Annotated in this window: 14 protein-coding genes and 5 pseudogenes; 4 read left to right on the top strand and 15 right to left on the bottom strand. The window is 50.5% G+C overall.

Annotated elements, in window-relative coordinates:
- Window positions 1-20 precede the first annotated feature (20 nt).
- From SYMBAF_RS00095 to SYMBAF_RS00085, 3 genes and pseudogenes are all read right to left on the bottom strand, one after another.
- On the bottom strand, window positions 21-1220 hold the full coding sequence (locus SYMBAF_RS00095) for an integrase catalytic domain-containing protein (protein WP_052447657.1): 1200 nt from the start codon (window positions 1218-1220) through the stop codon (window positions 21-23).
- Window positions 1193-1522: a hypothetical protein gene (locus tag SYMBAF_RS00090; RefSeq protein WP_052447656.1), complete on the bottom strand. Its 330-nt coding sequence runs from the start codon at window positions 1520-1522 to the stop codon at window positions 1193-1195. Before SYMBAF_RS00090 ends, SYMBAF_RS00095 begins: the two co-directional genes overlap by 28 nt.
- A gap of 125 nt (window positions 1523-1647) precedes the next feature.
- A pseudogene (locus SYMBAF_RS00085) lies at window positions 1648-2273 on the bottom strand (transposase); the annotation flags it as partial.
- Between the two features lie 61 nt (window positions 2274-2334).
- Here SYMBAF_RS00085 and SYMBAF_RS00080 point away from each other — a divergent pair.
- From SYMBAF_RS00080 to SYMBAF_RS00070, 3 genes and pseudogenes are all read left to right on the top strand, one after another.
- Window positions 2335-3503, top strand: a protein-coding gene (locus tag SYMBAF_RS00080) for an IS3 family transposase (protein WP_152609001.1) whose coding sequence is annotated in 2 segments (ribosomal slippage) — window positions 2335-2584 and window positions 2584-3503 — 1170 coding nt in all. Because the reading frame shifts where the segments join, the coding sequence is not laid out codon by codon here.
- A 19-nt stretch (window positions 3504-3522) separates the two neighbouring features.
- Window positions 3523-3642 (top strand): annotated as a pseudogene (locus SYMBAF_RS00075) (IS1-like element transposase); the annotation flags it as partial.
- A 581-nt stretch (window positions 3643-4223) separates the two neighbouring features.
- Complete coding sequence (locus SYMBAF_RS00070) at window positions 4224-5114, top strand: LysR family transcriptional regulator (RefSeq protein ID WP_040264160.1); 891 nt, start codon at window positions 4224-4226, stop codon at window positions 5112-5114.
- On the opposite strand, the gene SYMBAF_RS00065 is transcribed toward SYMBAF_RS00070, so the two are convergent.
- The 7 genes and pseudogenes from SYMBAF_RS00065 to SYMBAF_RS00035 all read right to left on the bottom strand — a co-directional run.
- On the bottom strand, window positions 5080-5973 hold the full coding sequence (locus SYMBAF_RS00065; protein WP_040264158.1) for a DUF6282 family protein: 894 nt from the start codon (window positions 5971-5973) through the stop codon (window positions 5080-5082). The two genes, SYMBAF_RS00070 and SYMBAF_RS00065, sit on opposite strands and share 35 nt — an antisense overlap.
- On the bottom strand, window positions 5970-6644 hold the full coding sequence (locus SYMBAF_RS00060) for an RraA family protein (protein ID WP_040264169.1): 675 nt from the start codon (window positions 6642-6644) through the stop codon (window positions 5970-5972). Before SYMBAF_RS00060 ends, SYMBAF_RS00065 begins: the two co-directional genes overlap by 4 nt.
- Before the next feature lie 4 nt (window positions 6645-6648).
- On the bottom strand, window positions 6649-8808 hold the full coding sequence (locus SYMBAF_RS00055; RefSeq protein ID WP_040264156.1) for an isocitrate/isopropylmalate family dehydrogenase: 2160 nt from the start codon (window positions 8806-8808) through the stop codon (window positions 6649-6651).
- Window positions 8805-9512: a hypothetical protein gene (locus tag SYMBAF_RS00050; protein WP_040264167.1), complete on the bottom strand. Its 708-nt coding sequence runs from the start codon at window positions 9510-9512 to the stop codon at window positions 8805-8807. Before SYMBAF_RS00050 ends, SYMBAF_RS00055 begins: the two co-directional genes overlap by 4 nt.
- Before the next feature lie 5 nt (window positions 9513-9517).
- The gene (locus SYMBAF_RS00045; protein ID WP_040264154.1) at window positions 9518-10459 is read right to left on the bottom strand and encodes a beta/alpha barrel domain-containing protein; all 942 of its coding nucleotides are present in this window, start codon (window positions 10457-10459) and stop codon (window positions 9518-9520) included.
- The gene (locus SYMBAF_RS00040) at window positions 10456-11670 is read right to left on the bottom strand and encodes a multidrug effflux MFS transporter (protein WP_040264152.1); all 1215 of its coding nucleotides are present in this window, start codon (window positions 11668-11670) and stop codon (window positions 10456-10458) included. Before SYMBAF_RS00040 ends, SYMBAF_RS00045 begins: the two co-directional genes overlap by 4 nt.
- Before the next feature lie 187 nt (window positions 11671-11857).
- Window positions 11858-12355: pseudogene (locus SYMBAF_RS00035) on the bottom strand (IS1 family transposase); the annotation flags it as partial.
- Here SYMBAF_RS00035 and SYMBAF_RS00030 point away from each other — a divergent pair.
- Window positions 12349-12651 (top strand): annotated as a pseudogene (locus tag SYMBAF_RS00030) (transposase); the annotation flags it as partial. The pseudogenes SYMBAF_RS00035 and SYMBAF_RS00030 overlap by 7 nt on opposite strands.
- 352 nt (window positions 12652-13003) lie before the next feature.
- On the opposite strand, the pseudogene SYMBAF_RS00025 reads toward SYMBAF_RS00030, so the two are convergent.
- The 5 genes and pseudogenes from SYMBAF_RS00025 to dnaA all read right to left on the bottom strand — a co-directional run.
- A pseudogene (locus SYMBAF_RS00025) lies at window positions 13004-13195 on the bottom strand (IS481 family transposase); the annotation flags it as partial.
- A 96-nt stretch (window positions 13196-13291) separates the two neighbouring features.
- Window positions 13292-15706, bottom strand: coding sequence for a DNA topoisomerase (ATP-hydrolyzing) subunit B (gene gyrB, locus SYMBAF_RS00020; RefSeq protein ID WP_040264144.1), 2415 nt, complete (start codon window positions 15704-15706; stop codon window positions 13292-13294).
- Between the two features lie 18 nt (window positions 15707-15724).
- On the bottom strand, window positions 15725-16810 hold the full coding sequence (recF, locus tag SYMBAF_RS00015) for a DNA replication/repair protein RecF (RefSeq protein WP_040264142.1): 1086 nt from the start codon (window positions 16808-16810) through the stop codon (window positions 15725-15727).
- Between the two features lie 155 nt (window positions 16811-16965).
- The gene (dnaN, locus tag SYMBAF_RS00010; protein ID WP_040264140.1) at window positions 16966-18066 is read right to left on the bottom strand and encodes a DNA polymerase III subunit beta; all 1101 of its coding nucleotides are present in this window, start codon (window positions 18064-18066) and stop codon (window positions 16966-16968) included.
- Window positions 18067-18070: 4 nt separating this feature from the next.
- On the bottom strand, window positions 18071-19453 hold the full coding sequence (gene dnaA / locus SYMBAF_RS00005; RefSeq protein WP_152609056.1) for a chromosomal replication initiator protein DnaA: 1383 nt from the start codon (window positions 19451-19453) through the stop codon (window positions 18071-18073).
- Window positions 19454-20146 lie beyond the last annotated feature (693 nt).

Genomic DNA, 20146 nt, shown 5'->3' with positions numbered 1-20146 from the left:
CGTTGCCTCACCAGTTAATGTTACTTTCTTGCTTCAGCTAAAATGTTACCGTCAGCACGAGTTCCGTACACCAATTCTCTGACCACCTTGATCCGCCATTCCTGTAACCTGCGTTGCAGTGTTCTGCGATGGCCTTCAGTAAATTTCCCCGGATACAGGTCTTCAAGCCTGAGAAGTAATTCGGTACTACCCAGCTGCGGCTCATCTTTCAACCAGTATTCTATTTCGTTCCAGACGTCAGCGACGGGATCTGCCCGGGTTCGCCAGTGGCCGGGTTTTGATGGTGCAGGATGATGTAAAGGATTCACGGTTCCTTCCTGCCAGGCTACGGAGAGGCCCTGCAAAAATGTGGTTAAATCGCTGTTTTTGTCTTCGACGGGATCCCCGACAGCTATTCGCGCCAACTGGTGTTGAGAAAGTCGAATGGCTTCCAGCAACTTCAATGGGTCAAGTGCGTGGATGATATCGTCAAAATGACCCCGAAGCTCAGCACGCAGGGTATGCAGCTCTATCAGGCGATTATAGGGCGTTTTGGGAGCGTCATGCCTGCGAACCGTTTTCCCGCCAATACGTTGCGTCTCCAGAAGCTTGAACGATGGCTGAAAGAAGTTAATAAATAATCGATTAGCCATATACATCTGGTTCATCGCTTTTACTGCAGGTTCACCGTCAAGACGACCATATCCCGCCAGCTTTCTGACCACAGAACCATTTTTTTGCTCTATCCAGGCCTGATCGTTTTTTCGGTATGGCCGGGAACGTGTCAGCGCGATACATCTGGCAGAGCAGTATTCAAATAAAGCCTCGTTGATAAATTCAGCTCCGTTATCAACATCAAGGCCGAGCAGCGGAAATGGCAGATTTTTTTGAACATTATCAACTGCCCGGATGATCAACTCAGCATTACGTGCTGGTAACGCCACGCATTCAGTCCATCCGCTGGCGATATCAGTCATCGACAGCGTCCACAAAAAGGTGCCAGAGAGATGTCGGCCACAGTGTGCCACGAGATCCATCTCCATAAATCCCGGAGAATGCCGTTCATGCTCGGTGAACATCCTGACCGGAATACTTTTACTGACGTGGTTAACCACCCGGTTACGCTTTTTACCTGCGGTGGTATGTGCTTCTTTCAACAGGCGATCGATGGACGATGCACTGACTTTCAGAAGTTGTTCGCGGAGTGCCGGATTCAGACTGAGGTGCCCGTGTTTCTCCATCGCCGGTATGAGCTGCGGCAGTAACGCCCTGAGACGCTGTCTGAAGCTTCCCAGAGGACAATCAGAGCCTGCTGAACAGCTGCGCCATAGACCGAACGAGCCGGGGCTGAGCGACGCTGCGGACTACCGTTGGTGACGGCACCGTTCAGCCACCGGATTGCTGATTTACGATGATACCCGCTGATCAGTATGAACTCTTCGAGGATCCGGGTTTTCTCAGCTTTGCTGGCTACCTGATAGCGTGTTTTCAGCGCCCGCAGCAGTTGGCGACGGGTATCCATAGGCAACAATACATTATTCATAGGCGCACCTCTGGCTGATTTTTATCACACAGCCAAAGTAACAATTTTGGTGAGGCAACAGTGCGCGCTGGGTAACAAAAATACTGAGTCAATGCGCCGGCCAAGGTAGTTGACGCCTAATATATGGGGATCTCTACGTGTTCCTTAGACGCCTTCTTATATCGATGACCAGGCTGCTGACAGCTGATGAGATTAAGTTCTTTCATCAGCTTTGTTGCCCGCCAGTGGCTCAGTTTTACACCTTTGTTCGTGACCATCGCGGCAATATTACGTGCGCCTGCGGAGCTGTTACTTTCGCGATAACTTTCACCGACAAGACTGAGTAATGCCACCCGTGTGGCATCAGGCTTTTTTGGCTGCCGCCAGTATTTGTAGCTGCTGCGATGAACCCCAAACACGTTGCACACAACGGCAACAGGAAACCACGCCCTGAGTTTCTCAACTCATGAGAACTGTTCAGGGAGTCTGACATCAAGAGCGCGGTAGCCTTTTTTAATCTATCTCTTTCCATTTCAACGCGTTGAAGTTTTTTCTTCAGCTCGCGTATTTCAATCTGCTCAGGTGTCATGGGTGAAGCTATGAGTGATTTTCCCGCTCGCTCTTCTTTCAACTGGCGGACCCACTTATCCATCGTGGATTTGCCGACATTCATTGCCGTAGCAGCGGCGGCAACGGTGTAATGCTGATCGAGTACAAGCTGGGCAGCTTCGAGACGAAACTCGGCGCTAAAATTACGTCTGTGTAGTGGCACACTGAATTTGGCCACCTGAACAGAGGTGATATGCTCACCTCAGGACATTACAGGTGCTTCAATGAAAAAAAGAAATTTCAGTGCAGAGTTCAAACGCGAATCCGCTCAACTGGTCGTTGACCAGAACTACACCGTGGCAGATGCAGCCAGTGCTATGGATGTCGGCCTTTCCACAATGACGCGATGGGTGAAGCAGTTGCGTGATGAGCGGCAGGGAAAAATACCTAAAGCCTCTCCCATTACTCCTGAACAAATTGAAATACGTGAGCTGAGGAAAAAAATACAACGTATTGAAATGGAAAACGAAATATTAAAAAAGGCTACCGCGCTCTTGATGTCAGACTCCCTGAACAGTTCTCGATAATCGGGAAACTCAGAGCGCATTATCCGGTGGTCACACTCTGCCACGTGTTCGGGGTTCATCGCAGCAGCTACAAATACTGGAAAAACCGTCCTGAAAAACCAGATGGCAGACGAGCTGTATTACGCAGCCAGGTACTGGAACTGCATAGCGTCAGCCATGGCTCTGCTGGCGCAAGGAGTATCGCAACTATGGCAACCATGAAGGGCTTCAGGATGGGACGATGGCTCGCCGGCAGGCTCATGAAAGAGCTGGGGCTGGTCAGTTGTCAACAGCCCACTCATCGGTATAAATGCGGTGGCCTTGAACACATCGCTATCCCGAATCACCTTGAGCGGCAGTTCGCAGTGACAGAGCCTAATCAGGTGTGGTGTGGCGATGTGACCTATATCTGGACAGGCAGGCGCTGGGCCTACCTCGCCGTTGTTCTCGACCTGTTCGCGAGAAAACCGGTGGGCTGGGCAATGTCGTTCTCACCGGACAGCAGGCTGACCATCAAAGCGCTGGAGATGGCGTGGGAGGCCCGGGGAAAACCAGCCGGAGTGATGTTCCACAGCGATCAGGGCAGCCATTACACAAGCAGACAGTTCCGGCAGTCACTGTGGAGGTATCGGATCAGACAGAGTATGAGTCGGCGTGGAAACTGCTGGGATAATAGCCCAATGGAGCGCTTCTTCAGGAGTCTGAAGAACGAATGGGTACCGGTGACGGGTTACATAAACTTCAGCGATGCAGCCCACGCAATAACGGACTATATCGTTGGGTATTACAGCGCGCTCAGGCCGCATGAATATAACGGTGGGTTACCACCAAACGAATCGGAAAACCGATACTGGAAAAACTCTAACGCGGTGGCCAGTTTTAGTTGACCACTACAGCACTACAGTTTACCGCGCCTGCCTGCCCGGAATGAAAGAGCAAATTGTTGACCTTGCGATAAACAATATCGGTAGTTGGGATACCGCACGGGCGCTACATGTCAGCATTAATGCCGTTGTGCGTACGTTAAACGCGCACCAGGGTGCGTAACCACTACGTAATGTACGGGCGCGAGATACCACAACGGCGACATACAAGCCTTGCGTCACCAGAATTTACCTAGAGTTTTACCCACAGCAATCGCTGTTGAATTTCCCTGTTCATCGTGAGGCATTATAGTGAAACGATGTCTAATGAATCACACATGTCAATTTGCTCAGAGACGAACACTCAATTTCGCTACAACACCTTTCAAGCGAGCTTCAAATTACCATCTAGTGTTTGCGTGAGTTTTTTAATATCATAAAACTGCAAATAAGAGTGATTATGCAATATTATGGGCATGATTGAGAAATCACCAATTGATATGTGGCATCGCACGGGAAGTGCTTCAGTTCTACCGCTGGCTGGTGCGAGGAATGGGCGATGCACTCTATGAAGTGTTGGATATGAACAAATAGTAATTTGCGGAACATAAAGTGAACTCCGCGAGGATTTTTTGTTTTCTCGGCCAAAGTCATCAATTCCTCAGCGTCGTAAAGACCTCCTCTAATAAATGCGACACATTAACACCACTAAAGTTATGGACTAACTGGAGGGTACGGGCCGTGATGGAATACATGAAAGCGTTCAGAATGGTCGTTGAGTGCCAGGGATTCAGGGCCGCGGCTATTGCCATGAAAATATCCCCAGCTATGGTGAGCCGCCGCATTGAAAAGCTAGAGCATGAGCTAAAAATACCGCTTTTTAAGCGCAATTCGCGAAAGGTACTGCTGACCACAGCCGGAGAGCAACTGTATCAGCGCTGCGTATCGATTATTGACGACTATGAATCCTGCATGCGGGATGTGAAAAGCTTTAATGCCGAAGTCAGCGGCTGCCTGAAGGTCGGTATTCCCCATTCCATTAATCATTTGCACATTATTCCTAACCTCCGTCAGTTCTTCGAACAGTACCCGCAGCTCAGGCTCGAAACGGTAACCGGCAATCACTGCATGGAGTTGTTTAGCCATGGCTTCGACCTGGCGCTACAGTGTGGCCCCCTGCCGGACAGCAACCTTTACTATTCCCTGCTGGGCTACTGGCGAAAACACGCCTGCGTTGCACCCGATTATGTGCGGCGCTACGGGCTGCCCGGCCACCCGGACGAATTGCAAAGCCACACCTGTCTGTTCCATTTTGACAACCACTGCCGCTCGTGGAAGTTCATGATTGAAGGCGAGTTAACGGAAGTTCGCCTTTCTTGTACCTCGAGAGTGAGCAACAGCCTGGATCTCTATCAAATGGTAAAAAACGGTCTTGGTATTGTCTATCTGCCCGACTTTACCGTGAGAGACGGCATTAACTCAGGCGAGATCGTGTCCGTACTCGACGAGTTTATGCCACCCCCGCTCCCGATGTATGTGGTGCATGTTAATCCCAAACCTTCTCCGAAGGAGCAGGCATTTATCGACTTCATCCGCACGCTTAATCTGGCGACGGTTGCGGATCCAACATCCTGAGAGGGTTGAGCCGCCTAACCGCGTCTATCTTATCGTCCGCCAACCCCGCGTTGTGAAACCAGGCTTCACTGTCGGCCAGCCAGTGGCCAACGCTCGGCTGGCTCGGCTGACCAAGATCGGAGCTGTACACAACATTGTTAACGCCCGACAGCACGTCATACATATCTTCTTCTGTCTGGTATTTAAGGTAGACGGTGAGGGCGCATTGTTCGATGTAAAGCCAACTATAGTGCCCCAGCGCTCTGAGTTCGCGAGCGGAAAACCCGGTGATGGGATTAGCCGGTTGATTCAGCATTAACCGACAGCCGCCAGCTTTCTCCACCGCCTCAATCAGGCGTAAGGTCTGCCCTTTCGTCGCATGCCCTGAAGAAAGCACGATATTGTGATATCGTGCAAACTCGATCAGCGCCTCAACATCGGGGCGAATTCTGCCATCGTCATCGGTAATAGATAACGGTTGCTGCGCATTTTCACGAGCATATTTGTTAGCGAACGTCCGCGTTAACGCGCTCCGGTGCTCGCTGCGGACAATCGTTGGCAGGTGTACCAGCAGCCGGGGAGCCGCATCGAACTGATACTGACTTAGTGCCTGTTTTACCGCACTGAGACTTAACCCACCGGCAAGGGCATTAAGTACAATTGAGCCAAACACCGGCAGCCCCTGATGTTGCAGCGCCGTGGCCAGAGCGGATACGCTGCCCAGATGGTTTTTCAACACTACGCCGCCCTTCAGTTTGGCATAGCGCTGCCCGGCCTCAAGCGCCGTGTAGCGCCGGCGGTAGCTGTCCGGGCTGGCATGATAATGAACGTCCAGAAAGCGAAGCCGTGGTGACCAGTAGGCAAAAAAAGAGTGGCTCATCCCTTTAGTTCCCACGGAACTGCGTATCCCAGCGCATTGCGCGCATCTTCAAGCTTTGTGCCTTCGCTGATGTTGCTGAGGATCCGATGTTCCGTTTTTTCGACATTTTCGGCGCGTAAGACCACTTCCATTAGATTATCGCGCGGTATCACCAATACCCCGTTATCATCGCCCATAATCCAGTCGCCAGGCTCTATCTTCACGCCGTTGATATTCAGCCCGCATTGCACGGCCTTAATGCGTGCCCGATTCTTGCCAGAAACCATAAAAATATTCGCGGCAAACAGCGGGTAATTCATTTTACGGATATCGGAGATGTCCCTTGCAGAACCGTGGATTACCGTGCCCGCAATGTTTTTCTGCAACGCTTTAGTGGTCAGGATGTTACCCCAACTGGTGCAATCATTCCTGCCCTGATTATCAACGACAATAACCGCTCCTTCCGGTACCTCGTCAATATAGGTTCCGGCGTTCATAAAGGTGTTTTTCTCCGGTTCATAAGCTTCATACTGAACCGTGAACGCCGGGCCGGCGATTTTATGCCCCGCTACCTGTGGTTTAATGCCCTGAATACCCCCGGCTATATAAATGCTATCCAGCGCATCTGATACCGAAGCTGTATCCAGAGCCAGCAGGCGATGGCGAATATTGGTCAGAGTTTTATTCATCATGCGGTCATCCATTATCGGTAGCCAGAGCATTCAAAACGCACCAGGCGGCGTATTCCGGAATACTTTTCTGGAGTAAGGTATTCTTGTAAGGGAAAGCGACCGTTTGTGTTGCTCCGCTTTGAAGGCGCACCGACATCGTCATTTTTTCTAACAGGTTATCACTGGTTACAACGCTCGCCAGCGTCGGGTTAATGCTGACTTCAGCGCAGAGCGGTGGTTTGCCCTCCGTAACGCTTTTCTCATTCAGGAGCAATACCGACAACGCAGCATCCGGCGTAGCCCAACTGATATCACAAACGTCATTCAGCAAATTGACGGCTGTTTTATTATTTTTACTGACCAGGTGCGCCTGGAAAATCTCGTCCAAGGTATTAAGTATTGATTGCTGCATGGGCTGCGACGGCGGTGTTTCTATTTGCATCAGCACATACGGGCTTTTCCACAAAAAATGGATATCCCATTCAGTAAACGGCAGTAGTTCTCTGACCTTTGACTCAACTTCCCCCTCAGAAATACCAATCAGCATCCAGTCATATTTGTTCTTGCCTGCCTCACGTTTATTCGTGAGGGATAAGTAGCTCTCCAGCATAGGGAGAGCCTGGGATGGCGGCCCGGGCAAAGCCACAACCTGGCTGCCCCCGGAAGAGATATAGAAACCCGGCGCAGTACCGGAAGGGTTAGCTAGGATGCGGGAGCCGGACGGAAATAATGCCTGAAGACGATTTGACTTGTCGTCCGGCACCCCAAGCTTGCGTAACTGCTGTTGGATGGTTACCCAGACATTCTCATGGTGAATAAGCGGGTGATTAACGGCATTCGCTACCGCCTCTCGGGTTTTATCGTCGGATGTTGGTCCCAGCCCCCCGCATACCACAACCAGTTCATTCTGCCCACAGCAGGCATTAAGTATCCTGCTGATTTGCCGGATATTATCTGCACAGACAATTTGCAACCTGACCTGATAATCAGCTGCAGCCAAAAGCTGACTTAAGTGCTGTTGATTACTGTTCTGATACTGCCCCGACAGCAATTCATCGCCGATGGTTATCACGCAAGCCGTTCTGGTTACCGCAGGTGCATTGATGGTGCGGATAATGGCATGAGCCATTTGTTGCGTCGTCGCTGTGCCACCTAAATCATAGGTTGTGATCTTTCCTTCCCGGATCACCCGGTCAACGGCAAGATCAATCGCCTTCGCCTGGCGGTGAAATCCGAGATAGTCCAGCATCAGAGCGATGCTATAGAACATTGCGGAAGGGTTGGCTTTATTCTTCCCAGCCATACCCGGTGCGCTACCGTGTACCGGCTCAAAATAAGGGATATGGCTCCCAACATTGGCACTTGGGGCCAAACCTAACCCGCCCATCATGCCCGCCGCAAGGTCGGATAAAATATCGCCAAACATATTCTCGGCGACGATTACGCCGTATTCATCAGGCTTAAGTACCAGCCGTAGCGCCACGGCATCGACGTTTTGGATATCTGCCGCAATATCAGAAAATTGCGCCGCCACCTCGTAAAATACCTCGGCTGCGAAGTGGCCGCTTTCGCGCATAACGTTTGGTTTATCGGCAAAGGTCACGCGGCTAAAGTGGTGCTGGCGGGCATAGTCAAAGGTCGTATAAAACAGACGCTCCAGCCCGAAGCGGGTTTGCAGGCGCACTGTCCATGCCGCCTCTTCCGGCCCATATTTGTCGATATTAGGGTGTTTTAACCAATCGGAAACCTCCGCTCCAATGCCTTTAAAATCCATTCCGGAATAGAGTCCTTCGGTATTTTCACGGATAACACAGCAGCGGAACGGGCGACGAGCGCCTTCGATATACCTAACCGGGCGGATGTTGGCAAACAGACCCAGCCTTTGCCGCAGTTGAATGACCGGTGACAGGTAAGCAATACTTTCGCCCTGAAGATGTGCAGGAAGCGCGCGCTCAGCTTCAGCTTTGCCTTTACTGGTAATCGCCCCCACCAGTACGGCGTCAACCTGGCGTATTTTGTCCCACGTCTGCGCCGGTACAGGATCTCCCGCCTTTTTCCAGCACTCCCAGCCGATTTCGCCCCACGAAAGTGTTATCGGCAAATTCAACGCGCTAATAACGGGCAGCGCCGCCTCGCAAACTTCCTGGCCGATACCATCGCCGGGAAGAATCAGTACTTTTTTCATAGTTCCTCAACCCATTCATTAACCAGCAAGTTGATGGCAGAAGCGTTATCATTCCAGGGCCGCATGCCTGCTCCCGGAATACGCTCATAGCGGTGTTTCGGATTGCCGCTGTGGGTCTGATTACTCCAGGTCGCCAGCTGTGATTTTTCCCCGACAATGCCGAGATATTTTCCGTGGTACTGCGCAATGGTGAGCCTTGCATCTAACTTCAGCAATAGCGAAAACCCTCGCAGCATTCTTTCTGTCGCCTCTTGTCGTTGCGACTCGGGAATAGAGAGTGCCATCTGCCCGGCGGTTTGCCCCTCAGGCACCACAAATTGATGCAGCGCCTTAATTGCCTCGTCTAAATAACCCTTGCTGAGCAGCGACATCAGATAACCAATGCGTTCATTCAACAGATAATCGGCGTATCCCGGCGCGCTGATTGAAATGACGCCGGTCAGGCAGTCAATTCGGTGAGAAAGCATTTGCACCAGGGTACCCGCCATTGCAAACCCCACCAGCAGAAAAGGTGAGACCGCCCTGGCAATAAGTTCATGATGAACCGCGTCGATAGTTTCTTGCAGATCGGTGGAATGAATCAGCGATAACGTATCAACAATTGATACCCTAAAACCTTTATTCGTCAGTATAGAAAGCAGTGGTTTGCAGAACATCCCATTATCCCAGACAGGCATTATTGGTGCCATAATGACGATATCCATTTTATTCACGCCACATTCTCCGTCGTGATTTTTTTAATTTCTCTAAACACCGAAGAAATATCCTGTTCGAGAATGTTTTCAACCATTCTGAGATAATCGGTGCTAAGATTTGATAGACCCATAATTATGTCCAGCACGGTGCGCTTAGAGGCATTAAAGAAGTCGCTGGACTGCAATATATTAATTTGGCTCAATACCATGCTGATGTTGTACATCTCTTGCTGCTCATAAAAATTAAGCAGCGCAAGCCAGCTTTCCAGTGCCAAATTACCCGAGCCTTTGCCCATCCCGGTAAGCGAGCTATCAATAAACGTCCCCCCCGCCTTAATAGCCTCGATTGAATTAGCCACGGCAAGCCCGAGATTATCATGGGCATGGAAACCAACTTCCAGATAGGTGTTGGTTTTAATAATTTGCACCAAGTGTGACACTTGCTCCGGCAGTAAACTGCCGTTCGAATCGGCAAGATACAAAATATCAGCTCCGGCGTTCTGGCAGAGAAGCGCAACCTCAATCAGCCTCTTGACATCCACCTGGCTAACGCGCACAAAATTAATGCTGACCTTCAGGCCAACAGATTTGGCAAATTTACACAACTCAAGAGCAGGCTGCGGGTTATCTGCTTTAATACACAGGCGGATCATGCTTAAGCCATTCGCTTTCATCTCCTGAATATCTTCAGTGGTAATATTATGCGGGTGCGCTATTACTACTATTTTTACATCAGGCACAAAGTCGTGAATGTACCGTATATAGCTGTCTGGAGACAGTCCCGTCATGCCGATATTGGGAATAGGCTTAAATGATCCATTGCGATAACCTATCTCAATCCATTCAACACCGCTTTCAGTTAGCATCTGAGCGTGTTTTGCCGCGTAGTCAGAAGGAAAACAAAAACCGTTCTGATAGCCACCATCCCGTAAAGTCACATCAATATTATTAATCATTTTATTTCACTCTCTTCATTTTCTATATAATTAACCAACCGTACCTGGCCGAGCAGATATAGCACAAACCCAATAACAGCAGCCACAGCGATAATAAGCGCCGTCATTTCTGGGTTATGCGCTGAAACTTTGCCGATAAGAAACGACGAAAAGGCTGCGCTACCAAGCTGTAGTGCACCCATCAATCCAGAAGCGGTGCCGGATGCCTGCGAGTGGGCTGCAATAGCGGATGCCGTACCCAGCGGCAATAAAAAACCGTTGCCAAAAGTAAGAATAGAAATAGCAATAACGCTGGAAATTAAAGGCTGTGGGCTGATGTACATCTGCACTGCGAATATACTTCCACCGAGAACAAAAATGATGTACCCCTTGCGCAGGGTTGCCTCAACACTTTCCTTCCGCGATATTTTTTTCGCCGTCAGATTACCGGCTACATAACTGGCTGATAGCAGCACATAGGTGTAACCTACATAGACTGGAGACAACCCCAGTTTGCCCAAAATAAAAGGCGACTCTACGATATAGGCAAAATAAGTCGCGTAGGCAAAACAGGGAATTGCCGCATAATAGAGGAATTTTTTATTCAGTAAAACATTGCAGGTATTGGTTACCGACGCTGATATGCTCAGACGGTGCCTTTTTTCAGGAGGCAAGGTTTCTTTTAATGAAGTGAAACATAATCCCAGCGTAAGAATGATGAATAATGTTAAAAAGATAAAACACGCGTGCCAGCCAAAATACTGCGTCAGCACCCCACCAATCATCGGAGCAATCGCCGGAGACATACCGACAAAAGGAAAAATTACCAGATACAATTGAGCAGATGATTTTTTGTCCATCATGTCATTGATAATTGCCCGACTAACCGTAATGCCAGCGCAGGAACCGATTCCCTGAAAGAGACGAAAAACCAATAATTCGTTAATATTAGTGGTATAAATCACCCCTACCGTTGACACTAGCCAGATAATGCCCCCGGCTATAAGCACCTTTTTCCTTCCCAGACTATCGCTTAATGGGCCATATATTAGCTGAGAGAAAGAAACGGCAAATAAAAAAATAGCAATGGCGTTCTGTATTTGTGCCTCGGTAACTTTATAAAAATCAGTCATATTGCCGAGCGCCGGTAAGAAAATGTCCGTGGAAATTAATCCGCCAACGGACAGGCAAACGATCAACACCACCAGCGGCGTTGTGAGAGTTTTTTCCATCAGAATATCTGTACACTATTTAAAATGGGTAGCCCGACAATAGATTAAAATCGCAGCACAATAAATCCTTATGTACTAAACGCTCTGTTGCTGATCGGTAAACATTTAAAAATGTTCTGAAGAACTTTCGCTTTCAGATGAAAAAATCCACGCAGAAGCATGGATTGGTTTTAATTTAATGGCCTGGTTATCTGGCGAAAATTTCGGTCGTGACGCAGACTGAGTGGTAATGATTGATCGTCAGATACCCCCCAATGAGCTTATCGTGCATTTCTTCTGACTTCGAGAAACAGATAGTCCTGCGGGCCAGTCGTTTAAGATGGGTTCACAAATTGAGATTATGCCGCTCTATCCGCTGGGTATATTTTTGCTGATGACATGACTGGTGAGGGCAGTAAAGCCCGGTAGACAGGCCAGGCGTCAGTCATGTAGAAAGCGATAGTAAACAAGCTCAGCAAAGCCAGAAGCCGCCGTAAAGTCAGCGCATTACGTGGCCCCAGTACATGCGCGAGGCCCCGCTTTCTGATGCGATCATAAGCGTAGAATAACCAGCGTGGATGACCTTTATTCTGTACATAAGACCACTGTTCATCGGCTTCACAGCAGATAACGACTTCAGCGCCGGGTTCAACGTTTTGTGCTACCTGATGTGGTGTCAGTTTTTTAAATGACGGAGAACAGTATCTGCAAATCAGCAAAAGCTGGCGTGCGCACTGGAAAAATCTCAATACGTTCTTCGGCTACTCACCTGATATCTACAAGGCGATCTACACCACGAATGCCATCGAGTCGCTAAACAGCGTTATTCGACAGGCAATAAAGAAACGTAAGGTGTTCCCGACGAACGACTCAGTACGTAAAGTAATTTATCTGGCGATCAGAGATGCCTCAAAAAAATGGAGTATGCCAATCCAGAACTGGCGGCTGGCAATGAGTCGTTTTATTATCAAGTTCGGTGACCGCCTGAGCGATCACCTTTAATACAGTAGCAGTTACACAGAATTATTTACAGGCCCGGATATCAATAACATGGTTTCAAATGTGAGCTGACATCGGATTCTGGGTGATAGCCTAGATTTTCACCATAATCTTCTTGTAAAATGTAAACAAGGGCGAGAAAGCCCCTTCTATTTTGGATGGAACCATATGGCAATTTCAAAAGCGAAAGGTCAATCTATGTCCAAGCGTAAAACTGAAGTTCCGGGCCAAGCGTTAGGATACAGTCTTCAATTTACGCGACTCACGCATTTGTTGCTTCTAGCACCTGAGGGTCGTGTATGCCGTATGGAGCTACTTGATGACGTTGCCCAAGAGAGCAATTCCGGTGTGTGATTCATAGACATCGTTTCAATTTTCTCAGCTCAAGTTCAAGCTTGTCATTCTGTTCCTGAATATGCTCTTCACTGGGCTGATAGTTTGCGTGAGCGGCATCAGAGTATGGCGTTTGCTCAGCACGTTCGAAGTAGCGCTCCATCGGCGTTTTACCGCTGTGAGCGCTATGAGGACGTTCCCAGTTATAGTAATTGGGCGAGGGCAAAAGTTCGATTTATTCAACAAAGCCACTTACCATCCCAAAATCCGCGCCAGGTCGACCGGCGCAGATTTTCATGGCGATAACCTGTTAGATATCGATGTTTGCCGCTTTCAGGGCGTTTTCTTCGATAAAGACTCGGCGCGGTTCAACCGCATCCCCCATCAGGGTGGTGAACAACTGGTCGGCGGCGATAGCGTCCTTAATGGTCACACGCAGCATGCGGCGGCTTTCTGGATCCATGGTGGTTTCCCATAGCTGATCTGGGTTCATCTCGCCCAGACCTTTATAACGTTGTACGGACAAACCCCGGCGTGATTCTTTTACCAGCCATTCCAGCGCCTGCTCAAAGCTGTCTACCGGCTGGCGGCGTTCGCCGCGTTCGATAAAGGCACCTTCTTCGATTAGGCCACGCAGTTTTTCACCCAGTTGGCAGATTTTGCGATATTCGCCACCGTGGATGAAATCGAAGTCCAGTTGATAATCGGTGTCAACGCCGTGGGTACGAATGCGCAGCGCTGGCTCAAACATCTGGCGTTCGCGGTTCTCAAAGGTCACGAAGTCATAGTTGCTGCCATGCTGTTCTTTGTCGTTCAGCAACTGCGCCAGTGAACCAATCCATTCCTTCACTTTGGTCTGATCGCTCAGATCGCCTTCACCCAGGGTTGGCTGGTAGATCAGTCGGTTAAGCAGTGCGCGCGGGTAGCGGCGCTCCATGCGGTCGATCAGCTTTTGCACGCTGTAGTACTCGGCAACCAGTTTTTCCAACTGCTCACCAGCCAAGGGCGGAGCGCTGGCGTTGATGTGCAGGGATGCGCCGTCCATTGCGATGGAGATCAGGTACTGATCCATCGCCTCATCGTCTTTAATGTACTGCTCCTGCTTGCCTTTTTTTACCTTGTACAGCGGCGGTTGAGCAATGAACACGTAGCCGCGTTCAATGATCTCCGGCATCTGACGGTAGAAGAAGGTCAGCAGCAAAGTGCGGATGTGCGAACCATCGACATCAGCATCAGTCATGATGATGATACTGTGATAACGCAGCTTGTCCGGGTTGTATTCGTCACGACCAATGCCGCAACCCAGCGCGGTGATCAGTGTTGCCACTTCCTGCGAAGACAGCATTTTGTCGAAACGCGCCTTCTCAACGTTAAGGATTTTACCCTTGAGCGGCAGGATCGCTTGGTTCTTGCGGTTGCGCCCTTGCTTGGCTGAGCCGCCCGCAGAGTCCCCTTCCACCAGGTACAGTTCGGACAACGCTGGGTCGCGTTCTTGGCAGTCAGCCAGCTTGCCCGGCAACCCTGCCAGATCCAGCGCACCTTTACGGCGGGTCATTTCACGCGCTTTACGCGCCGCTTCACGGGCGCGCGCTGCATCAATAATTTTGCCGACCACAATTTTAGCATCGGTGGGATTTTCCATCAGGTAATCCACCAGTTTCTCGTTCATCAGCGTTTCAACCGCAGTTTTCACCTCGGAAGAAACCAGCTTGTCCTTAGTCTGGGAAGAGAATTTGGGGTCTGGCACTTTAACTGAAACTACCGCGATCAGCCCCTCACGCGCATCATCACCGGTGGCACTGATCTTGGCCTTCTTACTGTAGCCTTCCTTTTCCATGTAGCTGTTCAGCGTGCGGGTCATCGCGGTGCGGAAGCCGACCAAGTGGGTACCGCCATCACGTTGTGGAATGTTGTTGGTGAAACAATAAATGTTTTCTTGGAAGCCATCGTTCCACTGCAACGCTACTTCCACGCCAATGTCATCTTTCACGGTGGAAAAATAGAACACATTTGGATGGATGGGGGTCTTGTTCTTGTTCAAGTACTCGACAAACGCCTTGATGCCGCCCTCGTAATGGAAGTGATCTTCGCGGTCGGTGCGCTTGTCCTTCAAACGGATAGATACGCCAGAGTTAAGGAAAGACAACTCGCGCAGGCGCTTGGCCAGAATGTCATATTCAAATTCGGTGACGTTAGTGAAGGTCTGATAGCTCGGCCAGAAACGCACCATGGTGCCAGTCTGGTCGGTTTCACCCACCACCTTCAGCGGTGCCTGCGGCTCGCCGTGGCCGTAAGTCTGCTCATGCACCTTGCCTTCGCGGCGGATCACCAGCTCCAGCTTCTCTGAAAGGGCGTTAACCACTGAGACGCCCACGCCGTGCAGACCACCGGACACTTTGTAGGAGTTATCATCAAATTTCCCCCCGGCATGCAGCACCGTCATGATGACCTCAGCGGCAGAAACCCCTTCCTCTGGATGCAAGCCAGTCGGGATACCACGGCCATCATCTTGCACCGAAACAGAGTTATCAGCATGTATGGCTACCTGAATGTCACTACAGTGGCCCGCGAGTGCTTCGTCGATAGCGTTGTCTACAACCTCGAATACCATGTGGTGTAGACCGGTGCCATCATCGGTGTCGCCGATATACATGCCTGGGCGCTTACGCACCGCATCCAGCCCTTTTAATACCTTGATACTTGAGGAGTCATAAGAATTCGACATCAACGTTTCTCGCTCATTTTAGTCTTGTGGTTGAACCGCTATTTTACCTTGTTCCACACGGAACATCTTGCCCTTTTCACCGGCCATGTCGGTCACTTGTTCAGCGCTGACTGCGCTGACAAAGACTTGGGCCTGAGTGGCTTTCAGGCGATCGGCCAGCAACCGGCGACGACCAATATCCAGCTCGGAGGCAAAATCATCAATCAGGTACAGGCAACGCCGCCCGCTCTGCCGGGTGAGAAACTCACCCTGTGCTAAGCGCAACGCGCACATCAGCAGTTTCAGTTGACCGCGCGATAATAAATCCTCTACCGGCGTGCCAGCGGCACGGATGCGGAAGTCCGCCTTATGCGGCCCTGCTGCGGTATAGGTCAACGCTCTGTCGCGTTCAAACAAGCGCTCCAGCAGTTCTCCGTAGTCGCTCTCTTTTTCCCAGCCGCGCTGGAAAGAGAAACTTAGGGCAAATTCGGGCAGAAACTGCGCGCAGGTCGCGGTGATATCTGCGGCGATCGCCTCGCTGTATTTTGCCCGCCACTCACTGATGCGCTCAGCCAATGGGATCAGTTGCTGATCCCAGGCGCGGATCTGTGCATAACGACTGACCTGGCGCAGTGCCGCATTGCGCTGCTTCAGTAACCGTTTCAGGTGACTCCAGGCGGTGAAGAAACCGGGATCGTTATGAAAACATCCCCAGTCCAAAAAAGCGCGCCGGAATTTCGGCCCGCCGTTTAGCAGGGTAAAACCTTCGGGAGTGATTAGCTGCATCGGTAATAGTTGCGCTAGCTCAGCCACTTTGTGACTATCACTGCCATCGATGCGTACTTTGCTCTCACTCTGCCGATTCTTGCTTAATCCTACGGAGATCTCACGTTCTGCGCCGTCAATACGGCCATGCAATACGAATTCTGGCTGCTCATGGCGGATCACCCGCCCGGCCTGTAAACTGCGGAAAGCGCGCCCATGGCCGAGGGTATACACCGCCTCCAGCACGCTGGTTTTCCCACTGCCGTTGGCACCAACCAGAAAGTTGAATCCCGGCACCAGCGCCAAATCCGCCGCTTCGATATTGCGAAAGTCTTTAATCAGTAAACGCGTCAAAGCCATGCTGCAGTTATCTTAATCATCGAACAACCCAGAGCGTAATCGTCGCTGACCATTTGCGTGCGGCCAGCGCGCAGCAACCGGAGCGTACACAGAGTACGTGAGGATTGCGAGTACTGCCCAATCGCAAAGGGGCAAGTAAAAATGCCCACCATCGTTCAGAGACGCATTGGCATGACGACGTAGGCTGCCGCCTGGCTGACGCCATCTTCAATCTGCACACTGGAGACCGAATCGGTGAGCAGCAGGCGTACACTTTCACTCTTGAGGGCGTTCAAAACGTCCAGTACATAGCTGACATTGAAGCCAATTTCCATCTCTGTGCCGTCATAGCTGACATCCAGGATCTCTTCTGCTTCTTCCTGTTCAGGATTGTTGGCGGTGATCTTCAACTGGTTGTGGCTGGCGTACAACCGCACACCACGAAATTTCTCGTTCGACAGGATGGCCGCGCGGGCAAACGCCTGCTTGAGCAGATCACAGCCCGCTTCCAGTATTTTATCGGGGTTCTTCGGCAACACGCGGCGATAATCCGGGAATCGGCCATCAACCAGCTTGGAGGTAAAGATAAAATCCCCCACATGGGCGCGAATGTTGTTGCTGCCAATCTGCAATTGCAATGGAGTATCACCGCTATCCAGCAGGCGTACCAGTTCCATCACCCCTTTACGCGGCACAATCACCGAATGTGACGGTAGCTGTTGACCTATTGGCATTGAGCATACCGCCAGACGGTGACCATCAGTGGCGATAGTACGCAGTTCTTCGCCTTCGGTTTCAAACAGCATGCCGTTCAGGTAATAACGCACGTCTTGATGGGCCATCGAAAATTGGGTGGCTTCGATCAGGCGCTTCAGCGTTGCCTGCGGCAGGGTAAATTCCACTTCGCTCTGCCAATCGTCCAAGTTCGGAAAATCCGCTGCTGGCAGTGTGGACAGTGAGAAACGGCTGCGGCCAGAACGCACCAATATGCGTTCGTTCTCCAGCGTTACGACGATCTCTGCCCCTTCCGGCAAGCCACGGCATATATCAAAGAATTTACGCGCGGGCACGGTTGTCGCACCAGCTTCATGAGGCTGGGACAAGGCGACGCGAGCCACCATCTCCATCTCCAGATCGGTGCCGGTTAGCAACAGAGAACCTTCCATCACCTGCAACAGCAGGTTACCCAGAATCGGCAGCGTTGGGCGGCCACCCAATGGGCTACTCACCTGTTGCAGCGGTTTTAGCAGATGCTCACGTTCAACGATAAATTTCATAGCGCTAGGAAGATAATGTTCTGATTAAATTGGAGAAATCTTCTTTGATGTCGTGACTTTCCTCACGTAACTGCTCGATCTTCCGGCAGGCGTGCAACACCGTGGTATGATCGCGGCCACCAAATGCATCGCCGATTTCTGGCAGGCTGTGGTTGGTGAGTTCTTTTGCCAATGCCATCGCCATTTGGCGTGGGCGGGCAACTGAACGCGAACGCCGCTTAGACAGCAAATCCGCGACTTTGATTTTATAGTACTCCGCCACCGTCTTCTGAATATTGTCGATAGTGACCAGCTTTTCTTGCAACGCCAACAAATCGCGCAACGCTTCACGCACGAAGTCGATGGTGATGGCACGGCCAGTGAAGTTTGCGTTGGCGATCACGCGGTTCAATGCGCCTTCTAGCTCACGTACGTTGGAACGCAGACGCTTGGCGATAAAGAACGCCACTTCGCCCGGCAGACGAATATCATTCTCGTCGGCCTTTTTCATCAATATCGCTACGCGGGTTTCCAGCTCCGGCGGTTCGATAGCCACCGTTAGCCCCCAGCCGAAGCGAGATTTAAGACGATCCTCTACCCCGTTAATCTCTTTGGGATAGCGATCCGAGGTCAGTATGATCTGCTGATTGCCTTCCAACAAAGCGTTAAAGGTATGGAAGAACTCTTCCTGCGAACGCTCCTTGTTGGCAAAGAACTGAATGTCATCGATCAGTAACGCATCGACTGAGCGATAATAGCGCTTAAATTCTTCAATAGCGTTGTTCTGCAAAGCTTTAACCATGTCCTGTACAAAGCGCTCAGAGTGCATGTAAACCACTTTGGCATTGGCCTTGCGCGCCATGATACCGTTGCCAACCGCGTGTAGCAGGTGAGTTTTACCCAAGCCGGTGCCGCCATACAGAAACAACGGATTATAGGCACCGCCAGGGTTGTCCGCCACCTGACGTGCCGCCGCGCGCGCCAATTGGTTGGATTTACCCTCAACAAAATTATCAAAGGTGTGCTTTGGGTTAACGTTAGAGCGGTAAGAGAGTTCAGGCTGCGGCGCCGCATTGTCCCAGCTTGGGCGCGAAGGCGCAGTACGTGCCACTGGTGCAGCCGGAGCGTTGACGGCTAGGGTCTGGCTGATAATTTGGCTGATAGGTTTACTGCCCACTTCAAAACGCAGCAAAGGCGCATCTGTACCACAGAAATCATTTAGCAGACCATTGATATTGTTTAAGTACTTATCGCGAACCCAATCCAGCACAAAACGATTAGGTGCATACAGCGCTAGGGTATTGTCACTCAGTTGCGCCTGTAATGGGCGTATCCACATACTAAATTCTGTGGCAGGTAACTCATCCTGCAATCGGGCAAGACATTGCTGCCAAAGCGAAAGTGACACGGCGGACTCCACTCGAACAAGATCAATAATAAGAATCAGGCTACTGTTTTATTTATAACTCATGATTTTTGATACATACCCGGCATCGGCTGTTGACCTGTGGGGGATGTGAACCGTCTTCAACGGTTTATTTTCTTCAATATCCCCACTTGGGAGATCACGATTGCAATTCAGGATCATAGCTCAATACGCGCCAGAGATCCTCCTCTTCCTCACAGATTAGATCCATTTTATCCACAGGCCCGCTTTGGGCAGCGTTCTTTTCACCCCTGATGCCGCATTACAGGCAAGATCGCGCCCAGTGAGCCACAATTTTTACATTGTCAACCGGTTATCCACGGAAGATCCTATGAGATAAAGTGAAAGATCTCTCAGGTTTTCTTGCGATTTCACCCCAAGTCCGTATAATATTTGCCCGACGTATGATACTTGGGTTCCTTTTATGGATGGTGCGTCATTAGCCAGGCGGGATCTTTGAGCGATCCACGAGCCAAAACCGGAAATTCCCCCCGTTTTTGCAGATAACCAAGTAAGCTAGCGCAATGTGAATTGACTCAAGGCGGTGCAATTATTACAATCCCGCTTCTTTTTTGTAAATTGCGGTTGAGATGCTGGTTCTTTTATTACGCCGAGTAGCCAAACGCATCCGACTTATTTAGTCAGTCCTTATTTTAAGTTTAGGTAGAAATCGCT

The organism is Serratia symbiotica, from assembly GCF_000821185.2.
Taxonomy (GTDB): domain Bacteria; phylum Pseudomonadota; class Gammaproteobacteria; order Enterobacterales; family Enterobacteriaceae; genus Serratia; species Serratia symbiotica.
Note: the sequence above shows the minus strand (reverse complement) of the source record. Positions and strands in the feature narration are given on the sequence as shown.

Bases quoted from the DNA above. Each gene is read 5' to 3' on its own strand.
- SYMBAF_RS00060 (WP_040264169.1), bottom strand. From the start codon at position 6,644: ATGATGAATAAAACTCTGACCAATATTCGCCATCGCCTGCTGGCTCTG.
- SYMBAF_RS00065 (WP_040264158.1), bottom strand. From the start codon at position 5,973: ATGAGCCACTCTTTTTTTGCCTACTGGTCACCACGGCTTCGCTTTCTG.
- recF (WP_040264142.1), bottom strand. From the start codon at position 16,810: ATGGCTTTGACGCGTTTACTGATTAAAGACTTTCGCAATATCGAAGCG.
- SYMBAF_RS00045 (WP_040264154.1), bottom strand. From the start codon at position 10,459: ATGATTAATAATATTGATGTGACTTTACGGGATGGTGGCTATCAGAAC.
- dnaN (WP_040264140.1), bottom strand. From the start codon at position 18,066: ATGAAATTTATCGTTGAACGTGAGCATCTGCTAAAACCGCTGCAACAG.
- gyrB (WP_040264144.1), bottom strand. From the start codon at position 15,706: ATGTCGAATTCTTATGACTCCTCAAGTATCAAGGTATTAAAAGGGCTG.
- SYMBAF_RS00070 (WP_040264160.1), top strand. From the start codon at position 4,224: ATGGAATACATGAAAGCGTTCAGAATGGTCGTTGAGTGCCAGGGATTC.
- SYMBAF_RS00095 (WP_052447657.1), bottom strand. From the start codon at position 1,220: ATGGAGAAACACGGGCACCTCAGTCTGAATCCGGCACTCCGCGAACAA.
- SYMBAF_RS00090 (WP_052447656.1), bottom strand. From the start codon at position 1,522: ATGAATAATGTATTGTTGCCTATGGATACCCGTCGCCAACTGCTGCGG.
- SYMBAF_RS00050 (WP_040264167.1), bottom strand. From the start codon at position 9,512: ATGGATATCGTCATTATGGCACCAATAATGCCTGTCTGGGATAATGGG.
- SYMBAF_RS00055 (WP_040264156.1), bottom strand. From the start codon at position 8,808: ATGAAAAAAGTACTGATTCTTCCCGGCGATGGTATCGGCCAGGAAGTT.
- SYMBAF_RS00040 (WP_040264152.1), bottom strand. From the start codon at position 11,670: ATGGAAAAAACTCTCACAACGCCGCTGGTGGTGTTGATCGTTTGCCTG.